Annotated in this window: 22 protein-coding genes; 11 read left to right on the forward strand and 11 right to left on the reverse strand. The window is 66.1% G+C overall.

Features of this window, described 5'->3' with window-relative positions; translation table 11 throughout:
• The first annotated feature begins 163 nt into the window (after positions 1-163).
• Genes ABIB28_RS15185 through ABIB28_RS15195 form a run of 3 tightly spaced genes read left to right on the forward strand, consistent with a single transcriptional unit; the run spans position 164 to position 1,534 of the window.
• On the forward strand, positions 164-400 hold the full coding sequence (locus tag ABIB28_RS15185; protein ID WP_354288929.1) for a helix-turn-helix domain-containing protein: 237 nt from the start codon (positions 164-166) through the stop codon (positions 398-400).
• Complete coding sequence (locus ABIB28_RS15190; protein WP_354288930.1) at positions 393-917, forward strand: S26 family signal peptidase; 525 nt, start codon at positions 393-395, stop codon at positions 915-917. Before ABIB28_RS15185 ends, ABIB28_RS15190 begins: the two co-directional genes overlap by 8 nt.
• Entirely contained in the window at positions 905-1,534 is a 630-nt protein-coding gene (locus ABIB28_RS15195) for a lytic transglycosylase domain-containing protein (protein ID WP_502958251.1), read from the forward strand. The genes ABIB28_RS15190 and ABIB28_RS15195 overlap by 13 nt, the downstream gene beginning before the upstream one ends.
• Positions 1,535-2,065: 531 nt before the next feature.
• On the opposite strand, the gene ABIB28_RS15200 is transcribed toward ABIB28_RS15195, so the two are convergent.
• Positions 2,066-2,479, reverse strand: coding sequence for a response regulator (locus ABIB28_RS15200; protein ID WP_354288931.1), 414 nt, complete (start codon positions 2,477-2,479; stop codon positions 2,066-2,068).
• 90 nt (positions 2,480-2,569) lie between these two features.
• Here ABIB28_RS15200 and ABIB28_RS15205 point away from each other — a divergent pair, with 90 nt between their 5' ends.
• From ABIB28_RS15205 to ABIB28_RS15225, 5 genes are all read left to right on the forward strand, one after another.
• On the forward strand, positions 2,570-2,767 hold the full coding sequence (locus ABIB28_RS15205) for a hypothetical protein (protein WP_354288932.1): 198 nt from the start codon (positions 2,570-2,572) through the stop codon (positions 2,765-2,767).
• A gap of 530 nt (positions 2,768-3,297) precedes the next feature.
• Positions 3,298-4,296, forward strand: a complete 999-nt coding sequence (locus ABIB28_RS15210) for an ArdC family protein (RefSeq protein WP_354288933.1) — start codon at positions 3,298-3,300, stop codon at positions 4,294-4,296.
• Between the two features lie 28 nt (positions 4,297-4,324).
• Positions 4,325-4,738, forward strand: a complete 414-nt coding sequence (locus ABIB28_RS15215) for a DUF2958 domain-containing protein (RefSeq protein ID WP_354288934.1) — start codon at positions 4,325-4,327, stop codon at positions 4,736-4,738.
• Between the two features lie 88 nt (positions 4,739-4,826).
• On the forward strand, positions 4,827-6,635 hold the full coding sequence (locus ABIB28_RS15220; protein WP_354288935.1) for a ParB/RepB/Spo0J family partition protein: 1,809 nt from the start codon (positions 4,827-4,829) through the stop codon (positions 6,633-6,635).
• A 108-nt stretch (positions 6,636-6,743) separates the two neighbouring features.
• Positions 6,744-7,154 (forward strand): hypothetical protein, encoded by a 411-nt coding sequence (locus ABIB28_RS15225; RefSeq protein WP_354288936.1) that lies wholly within the window; start codon positions 6,744-6,746, stop codon positions 7,152-7,154.
• Positions 7,155-7,193: 39 nt separating this feature from the next.
• Here the strand turns inward: ABIB28_RS15225 and ABIB28_RS15230 are convergent, their stop codons facing one another.
• Positions 7,194-7,397 (reverse strand): DUF6771 family protein, encoded by a 204-nt coding sequence (locus ABIB28_RS15230; protein ID WP_354288938.1) that lies wholly within the window; start codon positions 7,395-7,397, stop codon positions 7,194-7,196.
• Positions 7,398-8,020: 623 nt separating this feature from the next.
• On the opposite strand from ABIB28_RS15230, the gene ABIB28_RS15235 reads away from it, so the two are divergent.
• The 3 genes from ABIB28_RS15235 to rlxS all read left to right on the forward strand — a co-directional run bounded on the left by ABIB28_RS15235 (position 8,021) and on the right by rlxS (position 11,420).
• Entirely contained in the window at positions 8,021-8,341 is a 321-nt protein-coding gene (locus ABIB28_RS15235; protein ID WP_133189212.1) for a DUF736 domain-containing protein, read from the forward strand.
• 391 nt (positions 8,342-8,732) lie between these two features.
• Positions 8,733-9,089, forward strand: coding sequence for a hypothetical protein (locus ABIB28_RS15240; protein ID WP_354288939.1), 357 nt, complete (start codon positions 8,733-8,735; stop codon positions 9,087-9,089).
• A 351-nt stretch (positions 9,090-9,440) separates the two neighbouring features.
• Positions 9,441-11,420 carry a relaxase/mobilization nuclease RlxS gene (gene rlxS, locus ABIB28_RS15245; protein WP_354288940.1) on the forward strand — a complete coding sequence of 660 codons (1,980 nt, stop codon included), beginning with the start codon at positions 9,441-9,443 and terminating at the stop codon, positions 11,418-11,420.
• A 219-nt stretch (positions 11,421-11,639) separates the two neighbouring features.
• Here rlxS and ABIB28_RS15250 read toward each other — a convergent pair whose 3' ends face one another.
• The 9 genes from ABIB28_RS15250 to ABIB28_RS15290 all read right to left on the reverse strand — a co-directional run bounded on the left by ABIB28_RS15250 (position 11,640) and on the right by ABIB28_RS15290 (position 22,436).
• Positions 11,640-11,972 (reverse strand): copper-binding protein, encoded by a 333-nt coding sequence (locus tag ABIB28_RS15250; RefSeq protein ID WP_354288941.1) that lies wholly within the window; start codon positions 11,970-11,972, stop codon positions 11,640-11,642.
• Positions 11,969-15,130: an efflux RND transporter permease subunit gene (locus tag ABIB28_RS15255; protein ID WP_354288942.1), complete on the reverse strand. Its 3,162-nt coding sequence runs from the start codon at positions 15,128-15,130 to the stop codon at positions 11,969-11,971. Before ABIB28_RS15255 ends, ABIB28_RS15250 begins: the two co-directional genes overlap by 4 nt.
• Positions 15,127-16,344 (reverse strand): efflux RND transporter periplasmic adaptor subunit, encoded by a 1,218-nt coding sequence (locus ABIB28_RS15260; protein WP_354288943.1) that lies wholly within the window; start codon positions 16,342-16,344, stop codon positions 15,127-15,129. Before ABIB28_RS15260 ends, ABIB28_RS15255 begins: the two co-directional genes overlap by 4 nt.
• A complete protein-coding gene (locus ABIB28_RS15265; RefSeq protein ID WP_354288944.1) occupies positions 16,341-17,594 on the reverse strand; it encodes a TolC family protein in 1,254 nt (417 codons plus the stop codon). Before ABIB28_RS15265 ends, ABIB28_RS15260 begins: the two co-directional genes overlap by 4 nt.
• A 90-nt stretch (positions 17,595-17,684) precedes the next feature.
• Entirely contained in the window at positions 17,685-18,059 is a 375-nt protein-coding gene (locus ABIB28_RS15270; protein WP_354288945.1) for a hypothetical protein, read from the reverse strand.
• Positions 18,060-18,191: 132 nt separating this feature from the next.
• Positions 18,192-18,566, reverse strand: coding sequence for a DUF305 domain-containing protein (locus tag ABIB28_RS15275; RefSeq protein WP_322849789.1), 375 nt, complete (start codon positions 18,564-18,566; stop codon positions 18,192-18,194).
• A gap of 76 nt (positions 18,567-18,642) precedes the next feature.
• Positions 18,643-19,227, reverse strand: a complete 585-nt coding sequence (locus ABIB28_RS15280) for a DUF305 domain-containing protein (RefSeq protein WP_354288946.1) — start codon at positions 19,225-19,227, stop codon at positions 18,643-18,645.
• Between the two features lie 39 nt (positions 19,228-19,266).
• A complete protein-coding gene (locus ABIB28_RS15285) occupies positions 19,267-20,487 on the reverse strand; it encodes a copper resistance protein B (RefSeq protein WP_354288948.1) in 1,221 nt (406 codons plus the stop codon).
• On the reverse strand, positions 20,484-22,436 hold the full coding sequence (locus ABIB28_RS15290) for a copper resistance system multicopper oxidase (RefSeq protein WP_354288949.1): 1,953 nt from the start codon (positions 22,434-22,436) through the stop codon (positions 20,484-20,486). Before ABIB28_RS15290 ends, ABIB28_RS15285 begins: the two co-directional genes overlap by 4 nt.
• Positions 22,437-22,495: the final 59 nt, after the last annotated feature.

Genomic DNA, 22,495 nt, shown 5'->3' on the forward strand with positions numbered 1-22,495 from the left:
GCCGCCGCGGGGCCCGCCGCCCGCCGCCCCGGGGGGGGGGGGGGGGCCCCCCCCCCCCCCCCCCGCCCGGGGCCCCGAAAATCGTATCCCCCCAAGATCGCCGCAGAGGCGCACATCCTGGTCGATCGCGAGTCGCTGTGCCGCGACCAATCGGAGAGCGAGGATGGACGAGTCCGGCCGCGACAGGGATGACGATGCAGGCGCGCGTGCGGCGCGCGCCCGCGCGGCCTGCCCCTATCTCAACACCAAACAGGCCGCCTTCCACCTGGGGCTGTCGCACCGCACGCTCGCTGACATGCGCATCCGCGGCAAGGGCCCGCGTGCCCGGCGCCACGGTGTGACCTATCGCTACCATATCGATGATCTCGATCGCTGGTCGCTGGGCGAGGCCAATGCGTAAGCGCCGGGGTCGCATCGCACCGCGCGCCGGCTGGGCAGCGGTCGGCATGATCACGCTCGCATTGCTCGCGACGATCCCCGCCGCGCCATTGCCGCGTCTGGTGTGGAACGCGTCGGCCAGCGCGCCGCTCGGCCTCTATCGCGTTACCCCGGGGCGAGATCTCGACGTCGATGACATGGTCGTTGCCTGGACGCCGCTTGCGATGCGCCGCCTTGCCGCGACGCGTCACTATATCCCGCTCAATGTGCCGCTGGTGAAACGCGTTGCCGCACTCGAGCACGATATCGTCTGCGCCGAAGGTCCGGACATTTCGATCAACGGACGCTGGGTCGCCGCACGTTTGGCGACCGACGGCAAGGGCAGGGCAATGCCGGGATGGTCGGGGTGCCGCGTGCTCGGGGAAGGCGAGCTGTTCCTGCTGATCGAGGACAATCCGAACGCCTTCGATGGCCGCTATTTCGGGATCACCGAACCCTCCGAGGTCATTGGGCGCGCGCTGCTGCTGTGGCCGCGTTGAAGGCTCTGGCTACGCTCGCTGTGCTGTGTGCGGCCACGCCCGTGTGGGCCGATCCGATCGATCCGTGGCTCCCTTTCATCACGGAGGCGTCGCAACGCTTCGACGTTCCCGAGACCTGGATTGCCCGCGTACTCCGCGCTGAGAGTGGCGGAAGAACGACGCTCGGCGGCGCGCCGATTCGATCGCGGGCCGGGGCGATCGGGCTGATGCAGATCATGCCGCGCACCTGGATCGCGCTGCGCGGCTCGTTGCGGCTGGGGCCGGACCCCGACGATCCGCGCGACAACATTCTCGCCGGTGCCGCGTACTTGCGTTTGATGTACGACCGGTTCGGCTATCCCGGCCTGTTCGCCGCGTACAATGCTGGCCCTGCGCGCTACGCTGCCTATCTCGCCTCTGGCACACCGCTTCCGGCCGAGACGCGCGGTTACGTCGCCAAAGTTGCGGGCGCGGTCGTGTCGCCGCCGCGCAACCGCTCCGTCGGTTCCGACCGCGGCGATGGCGCGCGCGCGCTTCCGGTTCGCCCAAAAATCAACTCGCTTTTCGCGATTGGCGGCACCACCGCCCCGGACCGGTCGCTGCCGCGCCCGACGCTCTTCGTTGCGCTCCACGGCTAGGGCGGGGCCGCGTAAGTGCTCGCGCGCGGTCGAGGTAACGCGCGCCAGCCCGGCCGTGATGCGACACCCCTTGCCGGTGAACCGCGGCAACGTAGTGGAGCGGCAGCGCTTTCGAACGGGTTTTCCGCGACGTCATGGCGCGGCAGCGATATGAAACCCGGCCGATGATCGCGGCTGTGCGATCCACCGACGTCGCCTGTCGGTGCACCCGAGGGCTATGCCGCGACACGCTATCGCGATCATCGGTGCGGGCCCGAAGCCGGCGCGCTTGCCGCCGAGCGATATGCGACTGGCAGGATGAATGACGCGCGCACCAAAAGTCGCTACGACCTTGGGTATGCTTGGCGGATCGGCGGAAGCGACGGTTCGACCCTGATTAGGTGAACCGGCCGCGCTGCCGCGAGAGGAGCGCGCGTTCGCGGCTTGTTCGGCCATGATGGTGCAAATCGCTCAGTCGTTCGCGATGTGCCCGTCCCTGGACGCTAATGGGGCACCGCGACAGTCCCGCGTTTTTTTGAGCTTGTGTCCCCTCTAGCGCCGCACCCGATCGAACTCGGCGCGCAACGCATCCCGGTCGATCGGCTTGTTCATTACCGCATCGCCAGCCACGATCTCGAGACAGTCCTGCGGCGTGGCGGTGATGAAGATCACCGGGATCGGGCCGATCAACCGACGGATCTCGGCCACGGCGTCCGGGCCTTTCCCGTCATAGAGATGGACATCCGAGGTGATAACGGCCGGTCGCCGTGCGACCGCTGCTGCGACCGCATCGACATGGGTGTCGACACAATCGAACGACGTCGCGCCTTGGGCTTCGAGCACTCCCTGAAGGTCGAGTGCGAAGAAGGGTTCGTCTTCAATGATCAGAACGTGACAGATGATGCGGGACCAATAGTTAAGCTCGATCAACGTCCCCCCGCCGTCGAAGGATCCGGGCGATGCCACGCAATCAAGCTATGTGGGATATTTGCACCATGCCGCGAGCGACGCGGCGGTGCCGGGATCCTAATCGGACGCAGACGCGTCTTGCTGCCCATGACACAGCTGGCTTCCACCGAATCGATCGCGAACGCGCTGGTCGCCGCGCACGCCCACCGCGCGCCGCAGCACGTCGTGGATTTGTCCATCGTGGCGATCCGCCAGGGAGCCAGCCGCGACGAGCGCGCGCGTCTGTCCGATCTCATGCGTCTGATCGAAGATGCGCTCGCGGTGCGGCGCACGCCCTCTTCGTGAAACGCATCTAGCCGCGAAGCGACCGACGATGCGGGCGGCGTGGCTGCTCTGGCCGCTCGCGCGGGATTGGGACAAAGCGCCGCCGGACGCGTCCAGCGCCGTCGCCGTGATCATCGCGGGCCCGCGCTGACCCGATCGGGGTCGGCCACACGACGGCAGCGTCCCCATATTACCCAATCGAATGTGCCCCTCGCGCGGATGCGCGATCGCGCTCTAGCGCTGCGCTGCGCTTCGCCCCCGAGCCCCTGACGGGTCTCGGCCTGGCGGTGACGATCGCTGGGGCGAACGCGGTCGCCGCGCTGGCGCGCGGTGGCGTCGGGTGTGACCGCGTCCTCGGCGGGACGTGGTCGGCGCTCCCTGCTAGGGCCGCCCGCGCCGGCGGCAAGCCGGGCTCCGCCCGGCTCCTCCATTGCATTGCGGCCTTGGCAGGTGCCGCCGCCGCTCGAGACGGCCCTCTCCAGTCGCTCTCGCCGCCCACCCCCCGCCATCGGGGCGGTCACATGGGTTTTGGGTGGCGCTGGAGGTGAGCCATGTCTGCAAGCAACCCGCGTCGCGCACGTGGAGAGGGCAAAGACCGCGCGGCCGAGGTCGCGCCCGCGCCCGTCCATCCGCGTGCCGATCTCTACAGCGAAGTGACCAATCGGATCGTCGCCGAGCTGGAAGCCGGGCGCTTTCCATGGGTTCAGCCGTGGAAATCAGACGGTGCGACCGCGCCCGGCATGCCGCGCAACGCGGTGACCGCGCGGCCCTATTCGGGGATCAACGTTCTGATCCTGTGGGGATGCGTTATCGAGCGCGGGTACCCCTCGCAAAGCTGGCTGACCTTCAAACAGGCGCAGGGTGCGGGCGGTTGCGTCCGCAAGGGCGAACGCGGCACCACAGTCGTCTATGCCGACCGCTTCACGCCCGAAGTGGAGAAAGTGCGAGCGGTCGAGCGCGGGGAAGATGCCCGGCAGGTTGCCTTTCTCAAGCGCTTTACCGTCTTCAACGTCGCACAGTGCGAGGGACTCCGCGACGGGCTTGCCGCCGATCCCGCGCCCTTGCCCGACGCATGCGCCGTGCCGCTTGCCGAAGAGGTCATCGCCGCCAGCCGTATCGCCTTCCGGATCGGCGGCACCTGTGCGTTCTACGCGCCGGGTCCCGACCTCGTCGTGGTGCCGCCGCAATCGGCCTTCTTCGATTCGATCAATTTCTATCGCACCGCCCTGCACGAACTGACCCACGCGACCGGCCATCAGACCCGGCTCGCGCGCGACCTCAAAAACGCGTTCGGTTCCGAGGGCTATGCCCGCGAGGAACTCGTCGCCGAACTTGGTTCGGCCTTCTTGTGCGCCGCCTTGGGGATCGTGCCGACCGTTCGCCACGCCGACTATCTCGCCAGCTGGCTCGACGTGCTGCGCGGTGATGCGCGCGCGATCTTCCGCGCCGCCAGCGCCGCCAGCAAGGCCGCCGACTGGCTGCTCGCTCGCCACCGCGTGGCGCACAGCGACGCGCTGCCGCTCATCCCCGATCTGGTCGACGCCGCCTGATCACGCCCGAACCCGAGGAGAACCCGCGATGGACTTGCTCACCCCCGATCTGCGCCTGGCGCTCCGCGCCAATCATGCCCGCGCCGACGGGCCCGGCCACGACCCCGCGCCGCTCGTCAAACTGTTCAATCCGGCAGGCCCGGCAACATGGCTCGCGACCGAGCTGGCCGAGGACGGCGACGCGCTGTTCGGCCTTGCCGATCTCGGCTTCGGCTGTCCCGAACTTGGCTGGTTCAGCCTGTCCGAACTGGCGCGGATCACGCTGCCGTTCGGGCTCGGCATCGAGCGCGACCTGAGCTTTGCCAGTCGCCTGCCGCTGTCGAAATGGGCCGCCGCCGCGCGCGCGACTGGCTCGATCCCGATCACCGAAACCATCCTGCGCCGCATCCAATCCGCGCGGATCGCACCCCAAGATTCTGAAGCCCTTCCGCCCGATCGCTGACCGGGCGGCAGACGCGCGGCGCGTTCCCGCCGCTTCTCGGCCGGTCCCGCCCTGCTCGGAGAACCGGCGTGGTAAGAGGAGAAGACCGATGAAACTCGCAATGCTTGCGCTCGACAAACTCAGCCCGAGCAAGACCAATATGCGCTATGGCAAAAAGGCCCCCGACGTGTCGGACCTGCTACCCTCGGTGCGCAAATACGGCATCCTGCAAAGCGTGCTGGTCCGCCCCGAAGGCGACAGCGACGCACACGGCGTCGTCGCCGGCCTGCGGCGGTACCATGCCGCGCGCGCCGTCGCGGAGGAAACCGGCACCGCCGAACCGGTGCCGTGCGCGATCCTTGAGGACGGCGATGACGCCGCCGCGATCGAGGCTTCGCTGATCGAAAATCTCGCGCGGCTCGATCCCGACGAGGTCACCCAATGGGCGACCTTCACGCGGCTGGTGCGCGAAGGGCGCAGCATCGAAGATATCGCCACGACCTTTGGCTTGCCCGATCTGGCGGTGCGCCGCACGCTTGCGCTCGGCAATCTGCTGCCACGGATCCGCGCGCTCTTCGCGCGCGGCGAGATCGACCGTACCACCGTCCGCCACCTCACGCTCGCCAGCAAGAGCCAGCAAAAGGCGTGGCTGGCGTTCGTTGATGATCCCGAGCAGCGCGCCCCTGCTGGCCATCAATTGAAGGCGTGGCTGTTCGGCGGGCAGTCGATCGCGGTCTCTCGCGCGCTGTTCGATGTCGAAAGCTATGCGGGCGGGGTCGTCGCCGACCTGTTCGGCGAAGACCGCTATTTCGCGGATAATGACGCTTTCTGGGCCGCGCAGACTGCCGAAATCGCGGCGCGGCGCGTGGCGTATCTGGAAGCGGGCTGGGACGATGTCGTGATCGTGCCCGCGACCGAGCAATTCGCGTCGTGGGAGTATGACAAGGCCCCCAAGCGCAAGGGCGGGCGTATCTATGTCGATGTCCGCGCCAGCGGCGAAGTGGTGTTCCACGAAGGCTATATCAGCCGCAAGGAGGCCGCGCGGATCGCACGGGGCGAAAGCATCAGCCAGTCCAAGACGCCGCCGCGCCCCGAACTCACGGCCTCGATGCAGACCTATATCGACCTGCATCGCCACGCCGCCGTTCGCGCCGCGCTGACCGGCGCGCCCCATGTCGCGTTGCGCTTGATGGTGGCGCACGCCATTCGCGGATCGCATTTGTGGAGCGTCCGTGCCGAACCCCAATCGGCGCGCAACGACGCCATTGCCGAAAGCGTCGAGAACAGCACGAGCGAGGCCGCGTTCGACGCACGCCGCCGGGCCGTGCTCGATCTGCTCGGTTTTTCACCCGATGACCCGACCGTGATTGGTGGCAGTCCCTATCCTTACGATGCCGCGGGAGATCGGCTCTCTGCTGTCTTCTTACGCTTGCTCGAGCTGCCCGACGCCGCCGTGTTCGACGTGATCGCGGTCGTGATGGGCGAAAGTCTGGCGGCAGGCAGTGCCGCAGTCGAGGCGGTCGGGCTGCATCTGGGCGTGCGGATGGAGCGCTGTTGGCAGGCCGATCCGGCCTTGCTCGACCTGATCCGCGACCGCGACGTGCTGCTGTCGCTCGTCGCCGAGGTGGCCGGGCCGAGGGTCGCCGACGCCAATGCGGGCGAGAAGGCCAAGACGCTGCGCCAGATCGTCGTCGACCATCTGGCAGGGGCGGGGGGCCGTACCCGGCGCGAGCATTGGGTGCCACGCTGGATGACCTTCCCGCCCTCCGCCTACACCGCGCGTGGCGGCGTCGGCACGGTCAGGGCGCATGCTTTGGTCGAAGCGGCGCGCCCCGCAGACCTGCCTGCCGAACCGGACGGCGCGTCCGCAGGGCCGGACCCCGACACCGATAGCGGTGCGCAGGCGGTCGCCGCGTGATCTGTTGGGACGGCGGCGGTGCCGCCGTCCCGCTTTTCCACAGAGGGTCGAAATTCGCCCCGCGCCTCGCGCCTCCGGCGCTCGGCGCGGGGATTTTTCTAGTGCATGGTGCGCCCGCGAATCACTGGATCAGTTCCGCCCAGCGGGCTTAAGGATGGCCGCATGGGGAAAGAGATCGATCACCGCGACCACGAAACCTGGCTGATCGACACGGCGCATGCGGTGATCGAAAAGCGCTGCGCACAGGGCGATGACGCGCTAAGCCCGCGCGAACGGCTGATCCATCGCTTCTGGGTGGTCGACTATGCCATGCGCAACGCTGGCGATCTCGCGATCGCCCATGACCTCGCCCCGCGCTTTCGCGAAGACGGGCTTTCGGCCGCGCGAGCCCTCGATCTTGCGCGCGCGCGCGACGCCTTCGCGATGTCCGAGGGCGAACTGGAACGCCGCTTCTTTGACCTGTTCGAGTACGTGGTGCGCGAATTGCGTTGCGCCGACCATGCAGCATCAAGCGGTTGACTGTGCGTTTCGTCGCGGCCCACCGATCGAATACATCCGTTAAAGCGGCAGGTTGAACTGGTCGGCATGGGCGGTGCGGTCCTGCTCGAACAGCTGTTCGAGGATCGACTGCGCCAGCGCGTCCGCCGCGCGCTCGCGCATCCGCGCGTCGGGCATCGTGATCCCCACTCTGGCCCAACCGGGCGCCGAGAGAATCGCCGAACGGAGGTCAGTTGCAGCGGGCTGGGTGGCGAGTCTCGACATGCGGGTAACGTAGAACGAAAGAAGAACATATTTCAATGCGGTTTTCGCGGTGGTCGGTGCAGGGGCTGCTGGCGACGCGCTCCCGGTGAGCCCGAATTACGCTGGTTCGCAGGATGAAACGGCAGGCTGCACAGGATGGATACGGCGGCGCGGTCCGCGGATTTGGGTGCGTTTGCGCGGTCACGCGGCAGCCGGACACCGCGACAAAGGATCGCCGGGCCGCCGCGTACCGGCCCCATCCGCGCTACGGTCTGCCGCGTCCTTCCACCCATTGCGATCGCTGGCGGCGCGGTGATCAGGCGGGCAGAGCGTCCTTGTCTTGCGGATCGGGGCATAGCCGATCGTGCGGTCGACGCTCTCCTGCGGCGTGCGCGCGCCCCGTTCCGGCTCCTCGGGCGCATGACCTGGGCCGGCCGCGCCCCCTGCGAAACCATCGCCTCCGGCGTATTTCCCCGCCCGTGTGCCACGGGCTCCTCGCGCCCGCTTGCGCTCTCAAATACGCCTTCGGCTCCGGTCCTCCGCTCCGCTGCGGCCGTGCCGGTGCGCACGGGCCGCCTGGTCCGGCCCTCAGGTCCGCCCATCGCCCGGAAACGGTTCGGGGCGACACTCGAAGGAGACTTGAAATGCCCGCAATCGGTTATGTCACCCGCGACGGAAACGGCTTCAAAGGCCAGCTCCGCACCCTCTCGATCCGCACCGACGTCGAGATCCTGCCCAACGGCCGCAAGGCCAACGACGTCCAGCCCGACTACCGCGTGATGGCGGGCGGCGCCGAGGTCGGGGCCGGCTGGATCCGTCGCAGCGAGAGTTCGGGCAACGACTATGTGTCGCTCAGCCTCGCCGCTCCGGAATTCGGTCCGCGCCGCCTCTACGCCAATCTCGGGCGCGCCGCCGGCCAGGACGATGACGACACCTACGCCATCATCTGGAACCCGGCCGACTGAACCGCATTGCCCCCGCGTCGCATCGGCGCGGGGGCCTTTTTGCGCAGTATCGATGGCCGGTCTTCCGCTTTGGAAGGCGGCGGCGCCGGCACGCCTCGGGGCACACGCGGCACGGCTACCCGTCGCAACATCTGTGGAGGGCTCGTCTCGGATCGAGCGAGTATGGCGGGCGCCGGCACGTCTCTCAAGGCCGGCGGCCCCTCCAATTTTGCTGCGAAATGGTGGCTGCTGCGCAGCCGAGTCTGTGTGTAGCAGCGCAACAAAATCGGTTCCTCCGCCGCCGCTGCGCGGCACCTCCGCTTGCGCTCCGGTGGCCCTGACAGACGCGCCGGCACCCGCCGTCGGAGGGCTGTCCTTCACTCAAGAAGGCACACAGCAAGCGGAGGTTCTGATGACCATGGACAGCGTGATCGCAGGCTCGAACGACATCTTCCCAGCGCTGATGTCGGGGCTGGAAATCGAGTTCGGAAGCGGCGGCGTGGAGACACTGGCGCGGCATTTCATCGAGGCGGAAAGCGCCGATTTTCACTGGGAAGCGCGCAGTGGAGAGCGGTGGTTGGGCCGGTTTGAGGGCCTGGATGACGAGGGCGAGGAGCGCGATCGGGTGGCGATTATCGGCTGTCTGGACGCGCATTGGTTCGTAGCGGTAGCGATCGTGGATGGCGAGGGCGAAGTCGATCGGATTAGTGGATTGCGGCGGTTCGAGAGCGTGCGGGATGCGCAGGAAGCCTATATCGCGGCGCGATGACAAAGTGCGAGCGGGAGCGGGGTCGGTCAGGCTTCGTTCCCGCTTGCGTCGTGCTCTTGATCCCCCGTTCTGAGGCAAAGAGCGAAACAGTTGTCAGAGGTGATCGAGCGGTGAGCGGGAAGGTAGGGGAGGGCGCGTAAGGCAAGATAAAGCATGGCGCCATCCTCCGGATCTTCGCCATAAACTATTGTCTGCACATCGTTTTTTGAGCGGGCGCATGGCGCCATGTTGCGAGACATGGCGCCATCTGCCTCGGAAACGGCGGATTTCCGCGGGTTTCGGTGGCGCCAATTTCATCGGGGTCCGAACTGCGGCACCATCTCGAAAGATCACCCGGACGGAGTAGGTTAGGTGGCCGACGACGACGACTTCGTACCACATCTGGGTCGCATGCGGGCAGGCGGCGGGAAGGGGGGGCGCCGCTATCTCCATCAGGTGCTCGCCGCCGCGACGCTGGCACGCGGCGGCCCGCTTGGCGGAAGACGCACAGGCTCGGCCAGCGGTAGTGCACGGATTGGTCGCGGCGCGGGGTATGGGGCTGTGCTCGCCCGGCGTGATGTCCAAGCGGCGGTTCGTGCGCGCCGCGTCGTGGTCAAGACCCGGATCGTCAAGCTCGGCGGCAAGGGGTATGCGGCGGCACGCGCGCACCTGCGCTATATTCAGCGCGATGGCGTTACTCGGGAAGGCGAACCCGGCCGGATCTACGGGCCAGCCGAGGAGGCGACCGACGCCAAGGCGTTCCACGGACGCGCCGACGGCGATCGGCACCAATTCCGCTTCATCGTCTCGGCCGAGGACGGCGCTGAATATGACGACCTGCAACCGCTCACCCGGCGGCTGATGGCGCGCATGGAAGCCGATCTCGGCACGCGGCTAGACTGGGTTGCGGTCGACCATTTCAACACCGGCCATCCGCACACCCACATCATCGTCCGGGGAAAGGATGACCGCGGTCGCGATCTGGTCATCGCGCCCGACTATCTCACGCACGGCATTCGTGAGCGCGCCGCCGAACTCGTCGGGCTCGATCTTGGGCCGCGGAGCCATCGCGAAATCGAGCGCGCGCTGAGCGCCGAGGTCGAGCAGGAACGCCTGACGTCGATCGATCGGCAGTTGCTGCGCGAGTGCGGCCCGGATCGGACGGTGGTCGCCGCAGCGCCCGAGCCGTTCCGGCACACCCTGCGAACGGGTCGGCTGGCCAAGCTCGAACGTCTCGGGCTTGCGCAGTCGCTCGGGGGTGGCCGCTGGGGGCTCGAAGAGGGATTGGAGGACACACTCCGCCGAATGGGCGAGCGCGGCGATATCCTCAAGACGATGCAGCGCGAGATCGCCGCGAAACGGATCGAGCGCGCGCCGGCCGACTGGGGCGTCTTCGAACCCGGCAGTGCTGATGCCCGACCATTGACCGGACGATTGATCGGACAAGGCCTGTCCGACGAGCTCGCCGACCGTCACTATCTGATCGTCGATGCGCTGGACGGTCGATCCCACTATGTCGACATCGGTGCGGGTCACGATCTGGAACCGATCCCCGACGGCGCGATCGTGCGGCTAAGCCCCGTCGACGCCAGCGTTCGTGCCGCCGATCGGACGATCGCGGCGGTCGCCGCCGCGAATGGCGGCGTCTACGATGTCGACGCGCACCTTCGGCATGATCCGAACGCGACCCAAGCCTTTGCCGAAACCCATGTCCGTCGCCTGGAGGCGATGCGGCGCGAGACCGGGGCGGTCGAGCGGCTGCCCGACGGGCGTTGGCAGATCGAACCGGATCATCTTGCCCGCGCGGCGCTATATGCCGAGCGCGTAGCCGCCAGGAAGCCGGTAACGGTCGAGATCCTTTCCGCGATCCCGGTCGAGAAGCAGGTCGATATCGCGGGCGCGACCTGGCTCGATCGCGACATGGTTGCAACGGAGGCGGAGCCGGTGAGGGACGCGGGGTTCGGGCAGACGGTGCGCGCCGCGCAATTGGCGCGACGGCAATGGCTGATCGACAACGAACTGGCCGACGCCGAGGACGGGCGGATCACGTACCGCGCCAATCTGCTCGCGATCCTGCAGCGGCGCGAACTCCTACGGGTCGGTGCGCAGATGTCCGAGGAGCTTGGCCTTCGCTTCGTGGAGACCGGGGAGGGGCAGCGGGTGGCGGGTACCTTGGTGCGGCACGTCGACCTCGCGAGCGGGCGCTTCGCGGTCGTGCAAAAGGCAAAGGAATTCACCTTGGTGCCGTGGCGCCCCGTGCTGGAGCGGCATGTTGGCAAGGAGCTTTCGGGCGTCGTGCGCGGCGACGGCGTCAGCTGGTCGTTTGGGCGATCCAGAGGTCCGTCGATTTAGTGAACGGCAACGCTTGGGTCGACTGCGGTCCGCCGGTTCTAGGTAGCGAGCCTTGAATAGCTGTCGTTCACGCGACACCGAATGCCAACAGCTCGCGACCAAACCACGACGTTCAATGGCGTCGTAGCGAACGTCAGGATCGGACAAGAGCAGCCGCCCCGAAATTCATGACCTGTCCGGCGGCGCCTTGGCCCAGGCCCTCGATTATTTGACACCGGCTCAACGCGGTCGGATAGCTGTGACCTCCGCCACGGAACCGCGCATCCTCATGGCAAAGTCGACCCGCTGTCCGACTTTCACGGTCTTGAGCAGTGCCGGTGGGATTGCCGTGAACGCCATCGTCATCGCAGGCCAGCCCAATGCCGCGATCGGCCCATGCTGGATCGTCACCTTGGCGGCCTTGGGATCGAGCGCGGTCACGACGCCACTGCCACGACCGACCTTCACGGCCCCCTTCATCGGCATGACCTGCATGGAAGCGCTCGACTGCGCCGATGCTGTGGTCGTTGTGAGGCCCGCGAGGACGGCGAATGCCAACAGGGTCTTCTTCATAGCGTATTCCTTTGCAGCGGTGAGACTGGGGTCGAAGGGTGAGACGATCGCCGGGAGCGCCGCAGCAGCAGGAACGCTGCCGGCAGCACCAGCATCGAGAGCAAGGGTGCGGTTAGCATGCCCCCGATCATGGGAGCCGCGATCCGGCTCATCACTTCGGAGCCGGTGCCTGTGCCGATCAGGATCGGAAACAGACCGGCCAGGATCACCGCGACCGTCATCGCCTTGGGCCGGACGCGAAGGAGGGCGCCTTCGCGCACCGCAGCCTCGACCTCGGCATCGTCCGGTGTGGGACCGCGGGCATCCAGCGCGTGCTTGAGGTAGATCAGCATCACCACGCCGAACTCCGCTGAGACACCGGCGAGCGCGATGAACCCGACACCGGTCGCGACCGATTGGTTGTAGCCGAGCAGATAAAGCAGCCATAGACCGCCGGTGAGCGCGAACGGGAGCGTGCCCATCACCAGCGCGGCTTCATCGAGTCGGCGAAAGGTCGCGTAGAGCAGCAGGAAGATGATGACCAAAGTCGCCGGAACGACGATCTTCAATCGCTCGACCGCGCGCTGCAGATACTCGAACTGGCCAGTATAGGTGACGCTGACGCCGGGCGGCAGTTTCACCTTGGCGGCGATCGCGTTCTGCAGATTACGAACGATGGTGGTGAGCGGCGCGCCGCGCCCGTCGATGTAGATCCACGTCACCGGTCGGCCGTTCTCGCTGCGTAGCATCGGCGGTCCATCGGTGATGCGAACGTCGGCGACGGTGCCGAGCGTGATCTGCTGCCCTGCCGGCGTCAGCACGGCCAGGTTGCGCAAGCCCTCGATGCTATCGCGCAGCTCGCGCGGATAACGCACGCTGATCGGATAACGCGCGAGCCCTTCGACGGTCTGGCCGATCGTCTCGCCGCCGATCGCGCCCGACACGATCGACTGCACGTCGGCGACGTTGAGACCATAGCGTGCCGCAGCGGCCCGGTTGATATCGACATCGATATACCGCCCGCCGGTGAGCCGTTCGGCGAGCGCAGACCCCACCCCAGGCACGGTCTTCGCGACCTGTTCGATATCGCGCGCGGCCGCGTCGATCTCGGCGAGGTTCGCCCCTGCCACCTTGATCCCGATCGGGCTCTTGATGCCGGTCGACAGCATCTCGATCCGGTTACGGATCGGCGGAATCCAGAAATTGGCGAGGCCCGGCACCTTCACCGCCTTGTCGAGCTGATCGATCAATTTTTCCTGCGTCATGCCCGCGCGCCACTGATCCTTGGGCTTGAAGCGGATCGTCGTCTCGAACATTTCGAGCGGGGCAGGGTCGGTCGCGGTATCGGCGCGACCGGCCTTGCCGAACACACTTTCCACTTCGGGTACGGTCTTGATGAGCCGGTCGGTGAGCTGGAGAAGCTGGCCGGCCTTGCCGGTCGAGATGCCGGGCAGCGCGGAAGGCATATAGAGCAGGTCGCCCTCGTTCATCTGCGGGATGAACTCGCCGCCAAGCTGACTGATCGGCCAGAGGCTGGTCGCAAACACGAGGCCGGCGATGACCAGCGCCTGCTTCGGCCGCGCCAGTACCCAGTCGAGCGCGGGACGGTAGATGCGGGTGAGGACGCGATTGATCGGATTGGCATTCTCGGACGGGATGCGGCCGCGGATCAGCAACCCCATCAGCACCGGGATCAGCGTGATCGACAGGATTGCTGCACCTGCCATCGCATAGGTTTTGGTGAAGGCGAGGGGCGCGAAGAGCCGCCCCTCCTGGCCCTGGAGCGAGAAGATTGGCACGAACGAGAAGGTGATGATGAGAAGGCTAAGGAACAGCGCCGGGCCGACCTCGACCGCTGCGGCGGTGATCACGCGCCAGCGCTCGGCACCCGCCAACGTCTCGTCCGGATGATCGTGCGCCCAATGTTCGAGATGCTTGTGCGCGTTTTCGATCATGACGACGGCCGCATCAACCATTGCGCCGATGGCGATGGCGATGCCGCCCAGCGAGAGGATATTGGCGTTCAGTCCCTGGACGCGCATCGCAATGAAGGCGATGAGGATACCGAGCGGAAGCGTGAGAATGGCGACCAGCGCCGATCGAACGTGCCAGAGGAACAGCGCGCAGACGAGCGCCACGACGATGAACTCCTCAATCAGCTTACTGCGCAAATTGTCGACCGCCCGATCGATCAGGCCCGAGCGGTCATAGGTGGTGACGACCTCCACGCCGGGTGGCAGGCTCTTCTTCAATTCCTCGAGCCTAGTGCGTACCCCGTCGATCACCTTGCGCGCGTTCTTGCCTTGGCGCATCACGATGACGCCGCCTGCAACCTCACCCTCGCCATTGAGCTCTGCCAACCCGCGCCGCATTTCCGGACCGATCTGAACCGTGGCGACGTCGCCGAGTGTCACGGGCACGCCGCCAACCGTCTTGAGCGGCACGCTGCGGAAATCGTCGAGTGTCTTCAGATAGCCGGTCGCGCGGACGATATATTCGGCCTCGGCCATCTCGAGGACCGATCCGCCGCTCTCCTGATTGCCGCGCTTCAGTGCCTCGGTCACCGCCTCGTGGGTGATGCCGTAAGCGGCCAATTTCTGCGGATCGAGGACGACCTGATACTCTTTCACCATGCCGCCGATGCTCGCGACCTCGGCGACCCCCGGCACGGTCTTCAATTCGTAGCGCAGGAACCAGTCTTGGATGCTGCGGAGCTGTGCGAGGTCATGACGCCCGGTTCGGTCGACCAGCGCATATTCATAGACCCAGCCCACCCCGGTAGCATCCGGGCCGAGCGATGCCTTTGCACCTTCGGGCAGGCGGCTTTGCACCTGGCTCAGATATTCGAGGACCCGGCTGCGCGCCCAATAGAGATCGGTCGCGTCGTCGAACAGGACATAGACGAAGCTGTCGCCGACGAACGAATAGCCGCGCACCACGCGCGCGCCCGGCACGGAAAGCATCGTCGTCGCAAGCGGGTACGTGACCTGGTTCTCGACGATCTGCGGGGCCTGGCCCGGATAGGTGGTGCGGATGATGACCTGGACGTCGGACAGGTCGGGCAGCGCATCGACCGCAGTCGAGCGCAAAGCGCCCACCCCGACGACGATCAGCGCGAGAGCTGCGAGCAGGACGAGGAAGCGCGCCTTGACGGACGCCTCGATGATCCGCGCGATCACTTCGTGTCCCCCGTGATCGGGCGCGCGGCGATGCCGGTCAGGCTCGCCTCGCTATCGAGCAGGAACTGGCCCGATGCGACGACCTTCTCCCCTGCCGTCAGTCCTGCGAGGATTTCGGTCTGACCGCTCGCCTCGCGCCCGATACGGACCTCGGCGGGTCGGAAACGACCCTTGCCGTCTGCAAGCATGACGAGCGTGCGCTTGCCGGTGCGGATCACGGCTTCGCTCGGCACTAGCAGCGCGGTGTCGGACGTGCCACCTAGATGGACGGTCGCGAACATGCCGGTGCGCAGGCGACCACCGGGGTTACGCAGCTCGATCCGTACCGTCAGTGTTCGGCTGTCCGCCTGCGTCGTCGGCAAGACGGCAATGACGCGGCCGATGAAACGCTCACCGGCGAACCCCGCCAGATCAGCCGTCGCCGTCTGCCCGACTTTGACAGCGCTCGCGCGCACTTCCGGCACCGCAGCGTTCAACCAGACCGTGCCGAGGCCGTTGACTTGCGCGAGCGTCTGGCCGGGTGCGAGCGTGACGCCGGCGCGGGCATCTAGTGTCTGGATAACGCCCCCGATCGGGCTGCGGATGGTGGTCATCCCGCGCCCGCCCGCCACGCCGCCCGGGATGCCGATCAGTCGCAGACGCTGGCGCGCGGCAGCGATCAACGATGGATCGCCGGTTTTGCGCACCGCTTCATATTCCCCCTGCGCGCCGCCCCATTCGGGGACCAGCACGTCGGCGATCGGCGCCCCGGCACGAATTATGTCTCCCGGTGCGCGGCCATAGACGCGCTGGATGAAGCCTGCGGCACGTGCCTGCACGATTGCGATTTCGCGCTGATTGAAGTCGATCGCGCCGGTCACATCGAGCGTGCCGGCCAACGTGCCGGTGGTTGCGGTCGCAAGCCGAATGCCGAGGCTCTGCATTGCCGAAGGGTCGACCGTGACGCCTGGCTTTGCCGTTGGGCCGCTACTCGCGTCGGCATATTTGGGTACAGTCTTCATCCCCATCGACGACAGGGAATCCGGATTGTCGTAATGCTCCTGCGGCACCATCGGGTCGTAATAATAGAGTGGCTTGCGAGGAGTATCCGGCGTCGCGGCGACAGGTGCCTCATTCCGCGTGCCGGCCAGATAATAGCCTCCAGCGCCCGCCACGAGGGCGACAGCGGCAAACGTCGCCGCGAGCTGCGACCGTTGAAGTGACGTGAGGGTCATTGGTCGGCGCTCCCGAACAGGAGAATGAGCCGCGCGCCATCCGCTGCGACAGTCGCTTCGCGATCGAGCGTGGTGAGGATCGCATCGGCCAGCGCAGCATGAGCGTCGGCGATGTCGGTGAGGGTGGCGCGCCCGGCGCTGTAACTCCCGGTCTCGAGCGTCACCCGCTGCTCCGCGAGGGGCTGCAGCACGTCGCGGGCACGTGACCATTGCGCGTGGTGCATCGCGTGATCGGCAAGACCTGCTTCGAGATCGGCGGTCAGCTCGCGCAAACTGGCATCTGCGCCGGCGCGTGCACTGTTGGCATCGGCAGCGCGGGCCGCGATCAACGGTTCCTGACGCCGCTTTTTAAACAACGGCAGGCCGATCGTGACGCCTGCAGACACGTAATCGCCGAACCGGGGATCGCGGCGTTGGTAGGACAGATCGACGCCGAAATCGGGACGCCGTTCGGCCTCGGCCAAGCGAAGGTCGGCATCCGCGCGACCGATGGTGGCACCGGCCAACACCAACGTCGGATGCTCGCGAAGCGATGCGCGCAGGCGCGATGGCTCTACCGCGAAATCCGGGATCGGACCTGCGATGTCGGGGTCGGCTTCGCCCGTCCAGCGCGTGAGGTCGGCGCGCGCGCGGCCGACCATCGACACCAGCTCGTCGCGGCGGTCCTGCAATTTCGCAACGGCTTCGCGCCCGGCGAGCACCTGTGCTGGCCGCGATGCTCCCGACGCGACCGCACCTGGCGACGCTTTGACGAAGCGCTCGAGCCGTTGGAGCACCGTGTCGAGCGCTGCAAGTCGCCGATCGGCATAAGCGAGACTGATCCAGGCAAGCGCGGCCTGGACCTTGACGATGCGCGCCTCCACGCCGGTCTCTGCGTCGGCAACGCCAATGTCCGCCTCGGCGCGACCACGTTGCGCGCGACGCTTGGCGAGATTGGGAATGTCCTGCGAGACACCGACGCGCGCCCAGGTGAAATTATCGCGCTGCGGCTCGAACGCGAGCGGTCCCGAGATCGGAAAGCTGTCGATCCCCAGCGCGAGCTTGGGATCGGGCAACTGTCCTGCGGCGCTTCGCGCCGATCGTGTCGCATCGGCGCCGAACGACTTCGCCTTGATGGACGGCGCGTCGGCAGCCGCTTTCTGGAGCGCCGCGTCGAAGGTCAGCGGTCCGGCAATTGCCGGCATACTGACGGACGCGAGCGCGAGCCATACCAGCGCGCGCGACGCGCGGCGGCGTAAGGGGGTTCGCATTTCGTCATGTCCTGATCCTTGAGTTCACATCGCGTCGTACCCGGCGCATGCGCGCCGGGTCGCGTGACGAGCACGCGCGCGGACTTGAAATCAGATCAGGATCGAAGGAGGTTCTGGCTCGGGGGCGGTCGAACGGCCGCGCAAGGCTGCGAAGATACCGATCTGCTCGTCACGATCGGAGCGGGCCGCAGCTTGGAGAACCATCGATGCGTCGGACAGCATCATCGATCCGCCCGACGCCATCATAGCGATGCAGCCGGCCAAGCCGCACTTGCACGGCTTTTGAGATGCGTCCTTCTCCATCGCCGACATGCAATCCGGCATCGACGCCATGTCGCTCGTTGCCATCGCTGACATGTCCATCGCACCTGCCGGGGCGGCAAGCGCCTGGGCCGGCTGCTGCACAGCAAGCCCGGCCATCACGCCGATCAGCATCAGGAAAAGGAATAGGCGCTTCACATGCATTTCCTGCGGGGCGCCTTTGAAACTGTCAATCGGCCAAGTCTTCTTCGCGAGATCATCGATTTGGTTACATGATGAAATCGAAAGCCCCGCTCTGTTGCCCGTGCTTGGGAAAACAGGGCGGGGCAACACCCGTTATTGCGGGCGCTTACCGTGCTTGCGGAGCCACGCCTGTAGCTCTGCAATATCCTTTTCCTGCTTGGTGATCGTCATCTGCGCCATCTGCCGCGTCTCGGCATCCTTGGCGTCGCGCACCGCGACACGCGACATGGTGATCGCGCCGCGGTGATGCTCGATCATCTTGCGGGTCCACATTTCCGATGGGTCGCCCTGCTTCGCGGCCATCATCTTCTGGTGCATGTCCATCTCGGCCTGACCGTACGGATTGCCGGCCATCATCGTGGCCATGTCGTCGTGGTTCATGCCCTTCATCTGGCTATGATCCATGCCCTGCATCCCGCCCTGCTGCGCGAGCGCGGGGGTGGCGAGGATCGCAAAGGCTGCAAACATCGGTATCAAACGCATTCTCGATCTCCTCGGTGATTACTCAACCTTCTACGCGGCACACATCGCATCCCTCACGCCGTCAGCGGATCGGCTGTAGGGTGTTCACCCCGGCGCTCTCGTCGGTTTCGGGCGGGGGAGGGGGAACCTGCTTGTCGCGGTAGGACGGTAGGTCCGGCGCGCCGTTCGGCGTGGGGTGCGCTTCCAGCCGCGCAATCATCCGCTTCATGTCTGTGATTTCGCGAACCTGGGCATCGATGATCCCATCGGCCAGTCGGCGAACTTCGGGATCTTTGATGTGCGCCCGCTCGCTCGTCATGATCGCGATCGAGTGGTGTGGGATCATCGCCTTCATATAGCTCACGTCGTCCACCGTCTCCTGGCTGCGGACCAGCCATAAGGCGAGCGCGAAGACCACGACGCTACCGGCCAGGATCGCCAAATTGACGGTCCGGTTCTTATACATCGACCACATGAAGCCGAGCATGATGACGGCCATCGTCGCTCCCATGACGACGGCCATCCACATTCGGGTCTGGCTATATTCGACGTGACTCCACGTGTAGGTGTTCAGATACATCAGACCGAACATCACGATGGTCGAAGTCGCGATCATCGCGGCAAAACGACCGTAACCCGTTCCGCTACTTTTCTCGTGGTTATCCATCTTCGTGTTTCCCTATTTGCGCCCCCGCGTCTTTCATCGTCAGAACCACACCCGCACACCGGCCACGAAGCTCGTAGTGGTTGGATCTTTGCCCTCGGCGCGTGTGAAATCGGCGGTACGTCCGGTCTGTGCGACATAGGAGACGCCGATATAGGGCGCGAACTGCCGCCTGATGTCGTAGCGGAGCCGGAGCCCCAGCTCGGCGTCGGTCAGCCCCGCGCCAAGCCGGTTTTCGGGCACGTCCTGCGCCGATAGGTTGAACTCGACCCGCGGCTGAAGGATCAGCCGCTGCGTGATGCGCTGGTCGTAATACCCCTCGAGGCGACCGAGCAGATCCCCCTTGGTCGACAGGAACAAAGCGCCCTCGACCTCGAACATATAAGGCGAAAGACCCTCGAACCCGACGGTCGCATAGGTGCGGTTGGGTGACGGCTGGAAGTCGTGGCGGACGCCTGCCTGAAGGTTGAAGTACGGCCCGACGGCTCGACTGTAAAGCGCCTGGACTTCGGCACTTTCGACACCCTCGCGTAACGCGCCCTCGCCCTCGCTTTTCAGCCACAAGCGATTGATGTCACCGCCGAACCACGCCTCGCCATCCCAACGATATCCGTCGCGGCCTTGGCGTGCCTGATATTCGGCGAGATTGAACATGACCTGGTAGAAGGGCTGGCCGCCTTGCTCGAACATCATGTCGTGCCGCGCCTTGGCCATATCGGCCGGCGCGAACTGACGATCGGCGTAATGATCCATCGGCGGCGCGGGAGCCGGTGCGTTCCCGGCGGAAAGCGCCGTGCCGGTCTGCTCCATTGCGGACATTGCCATCCCGACCATGCCCGGCATGGCCTGCATATCACGGCCGCTGTGCTGCTCGCCGGACATATTCATCCCCGGCATTGCCTGCTGAGCGCCCTGTGGAGCCGTTTGGCCGCTCGCGGGCATCTCCATTCCCTGCATGGATTGGGACGCGCCCGGCGCTGGCTGTGAGGCATCGCCGGGCATGGCCATGCCCGGCATCGCCGAATGGTCCATGCCCGCCATGCCGGCCATCGGGTCAGCCGTGGTTTTCGCGGGCGCCTTGCGCTTCGCGGCAACGGGCTTCGCCTTGGCACGCTTGGCTGGCGCGGACGATTTGGCCGCAGGTTTCTTTTGAGCCGGCATCGTCATGCCGGGCATGTTCATGCCCTGCATCGACTGCGCAGCGACCGGAGCCGCGAGGGTGAGCATGGCGACCGACGCCAACATGGGAGCGAGGCGCGTCATGCGGCGTCTCCCCGCGGACGGACACTCACGGTTCGCATCATGCCGGCGTGCATGTGGTAAAGGAGATGGCAGTGGAACGCCCAATCGCCGACCGCATCGGCAGTAAAATCCCACGTTACCTTGCCGCCTGGCTGGACGATGACGGTGTGTTTGCGCGGCGCATGATCGCCATGCCCCGTCACCAGCTCGAAAAAGTGCCCGTGGATATGGATCGGGTGCCCCATCATGCTGTCGTTGATGAGGTTGATCCGCACGCGCTCGCCTTCGAGGAAGGGGATCGGCTCCATCATGTCGGACATCTTCACGCCGTCGAACGACCACATGAAGCGCTCCATGTTGCCGGTCAGGTGAATGTCGAGGCTGCGGCTGGGAGCCCGCACGTCCGGGTTGCGTTCCAGCGCCATCAAGTCCCGGTAGACCAGCACCTTGTGGCCGACATTCTCAAGCCCCTGACCGGGGTCGCCGGTGCGATCCATCGGCATCGGCGAGATCGTCTGGACACCCGGTCCCTTCTTGACCTGCGGGGCTTTGGAGAAGTCGCGCATCTTCATGGACCCCATGTCCATGCCGGCCATGCCCTGCTGGCCGCCCATCGAACTATGGTCCATCCCCGCCATGCCGCCCGCGCTGCCGCCCGTCGCCATCGCACCGTGGTTCATCGCCGAATGATCCATCCCTGACATTGTGCCGCCTTGCGGCATTCCGCCCATTCCCATCGCGCCTGCTGCCATGCCGGCGCCGGGGGTGGTGAGACCGGCGGACGGGTTTTTCTCATTGGTCGGGTCGGGGCCGCGCATCCCGCCGTTCGACATATCCATGCCGCCCATCGACGACATATCCATGCCCATGTCCTTCATCGTCGCGAGCGGGCGCGGACGAAGCGCAGGCACCTCGGCCGCCATGCCGGGGCGCGGGGCCAGGGTGGCGCGCGCCAAGCCGGATCGGTCGATCGCCTCGCCGACAAGCGTGTAGGCGCGGTCGTCGATCGGAGTGACGATTGCGTCGTAGGTTTCGGCGACACCGATCTGGAACTCGTCCACCTCGACCGGCATGACGTTTTGCCCGTCAGCCTGGACGATGCTGAGCTTGAGACCGGGGATGCGGACATTGAAGGTTGTCATCGACGATGCATTGATGACGCGTAGTCGCACGCGCTGCCCGGGCGTGAACAGCGCGGTCCAGTTGTCGCGCGGGCCGTGACCGTTCACGAGATAGGTATAGGCGGGGCCGGTCGCGTCGGAAATATCGGTGGGGTCCATCCGCATCCTGCCCCAATCCACGCGGTCCTTGAGCGGCTGATCCTTGCCGGAAAGCAGGCCGGCGAGGGTCTGACGCTGATAGTTGAAGTGACCGGGGTCGACTTTCATGTCGCGGAAGATGGTAGCCGGGCTGAGCTGGCTGTGGTCGGACAGCACGATGACGTGTTCGCGGTCGGACTGCACCGGATCGGCGCCGGCAGGATCGATCACGATCGGCCCGTAATGCCCAAGCTGTTCCTGAAGCCCGGAATGGCTGTGATACCAATACGTGCCGTTCTGCCGGATCGGAAACTCGTAGAGGAAGCTCGAACGGGGCTTGATGCCGGGAAACGAGATGCCGGGCACCCCATCAAACTGCGGGGGAACTAGCAGTCCATGCCAGTGGATCGAACTGTCCTCGTCGAGATCGTTGATGACATTGAGACGAACGGTCTGCCCCTCGCGCAACCGGATCAGCGGGGCCGGCACGGTGCCGTTGATGCCGATCGCCTTGGACGCGCGGCCATCGATCATCATCGTCTGGCGCGCGATCCGGAGCGTAATGTCGTTGCCGGTGACGGTCGGCAGCGGCGTGATGATGCCTGCCGAATTGGTCTGCGCCCATGCCGGCATGTAGGCCGACAGCGCGAGTCCGCCGCCTGCAAGGGCGGCACCGCGTAGCATCTGGCGTCGGTCGATAATGCGGCTCATACGATCCTCAAGGCTTTCGATCGGGGATGTCCCCCTAGCCTTGATACGCGGTGCGTCGC

The organism is Sphingomonas sp. UYEF23 (assembly GCF_040546165.1).
GTDB classification, from domain to species: Bacteria; Pseudomonadota; Alphaproteobacteria; order Sphingomonadales; family Sphingomonadaceae; genus Sphingomonas; species Sphingomonas glacialis.

Bases quoted from the DNA above. Each gene is read 5' to 3' on its own strand.
- ABIB28_RS15185 (WP_354288929.1), top strand. From the start codon at position 164: ATGGACGAGTCCGGCCGCGACAGGGATGACGATGCAGGCGCGCGTGCG.
- ABIB28_RS15190 (WP_354288930.1), top strand. From the start codon at position 393: ATGCGTAAGCGCCGGGGTCGCATCGCACCGCGCGCCGGCTGGGCAGCG.
- ABIB28_RS15205 (WP_354288932.1), top strand. From the start codon at position 2,570: ATGACACAGCTGGCTTCCACCGAATCGATCGCGAACGCGCTGGTCGCC.
- ABIB28_RS15210 (WP_354288933.1), top strand. From the start codon at position 3,298: ATGTCTGCAAGCAACCCGCGTCGCGCACGTGGAGAGGGCAAAGACCGC.
- ABIB28_RS15215 (WP_354288934.1), top strand. From the start codon at position 4,325: ATGGACTTGCTCACCCCCGATCTGCGCCTGGCGCTCCGCGCCAATCAT.
- ABIB28_RS15220 (WP_354288935.1), top strand. From the start codon at position 4,827: ATGAAACTCGCAATGCTTGCGCTCGACAAACTCAGCCCGAGCAAGACC.
- ABIB28_RS15230 (WP_354288938.1), bottom strand. From the start codon at position 7,397: ATGTCGAGACTCGCCACCCAGCCCGCTGCAACTGACCTCCGTTCGGCG.
- ABIB28_RS15235 (WP_133189212.1), top strand. From the start codon at position 8,021: ATGCCCGCAATCGGTTATGTCACCCGCGACGGAAACGGCTTCAAAGGC.
- ABIB28_RS15240 (WP_354288939.1), top strand. From the start codon at position 8,733: ATGACCATGGACAGCGTGATCGCAGGCTCGAACGACATCTTCCCAGCG.
- ABIB28_RS15250 (WP_354288941.1), bottom strand. From the start codon at position 11,972: ATGAAGAAGACCCTGTTGGCATTCGCCGTCCTCGCGGGCCTCACAACG.
- ABIB28_RS15260 (WP_354288943.1), bottom strand. From the start codon at position 16,344: ATGACCCTCACGTCACTTCAACGGTCGCAGCTCGCGGCGACGTTTGCC.
- ABIB28_RS15265 (WP_354288944.1), bottom strand. From the start codon at position 17,594: ATGCGAACCCCCTTACGCCGCCGCGCGTCGCGCGCGCTGGTATGGCTC.
- ABIB28_RS15270 (WP_354288945.1), bottom strand. From the start codon at position 18,059: ATGCATGTGAAGCGCCTATTCCTTTTCCTGATGCTGATCGGCGTGATG.
- ABIB28_RS15275 (WP_322849789.1), bottom strand. From the start codon at position 18,566: ATGTTTGCAGCCTTTGCGATCCTCGCCACCCCCGCGCTCGCGCAGCAG.
- ABIB28_RS15280 (WP_354288946.1), bottom strand. From the start codon at position 19,227: ATGGATAACCACGAGAAAAGTAGCGGAACGGGTTACGGTCGTTTTGCC.
- ABIB28_RS15285 (WP_354288948.1), bottom strand. From the start codon at position 20,487: ATGACGCGCCTCGCTCCCATGTTGGCGTCGGTCGCCATGCTCACCCTC.
- ABIB28_RS15290 (WP_354288949.1), bottom strand. From the start codon at position 22,436: ATGAGCCGCATTATCGACCGACGCCAGATGCTACGCGGTGCCGCCCTT.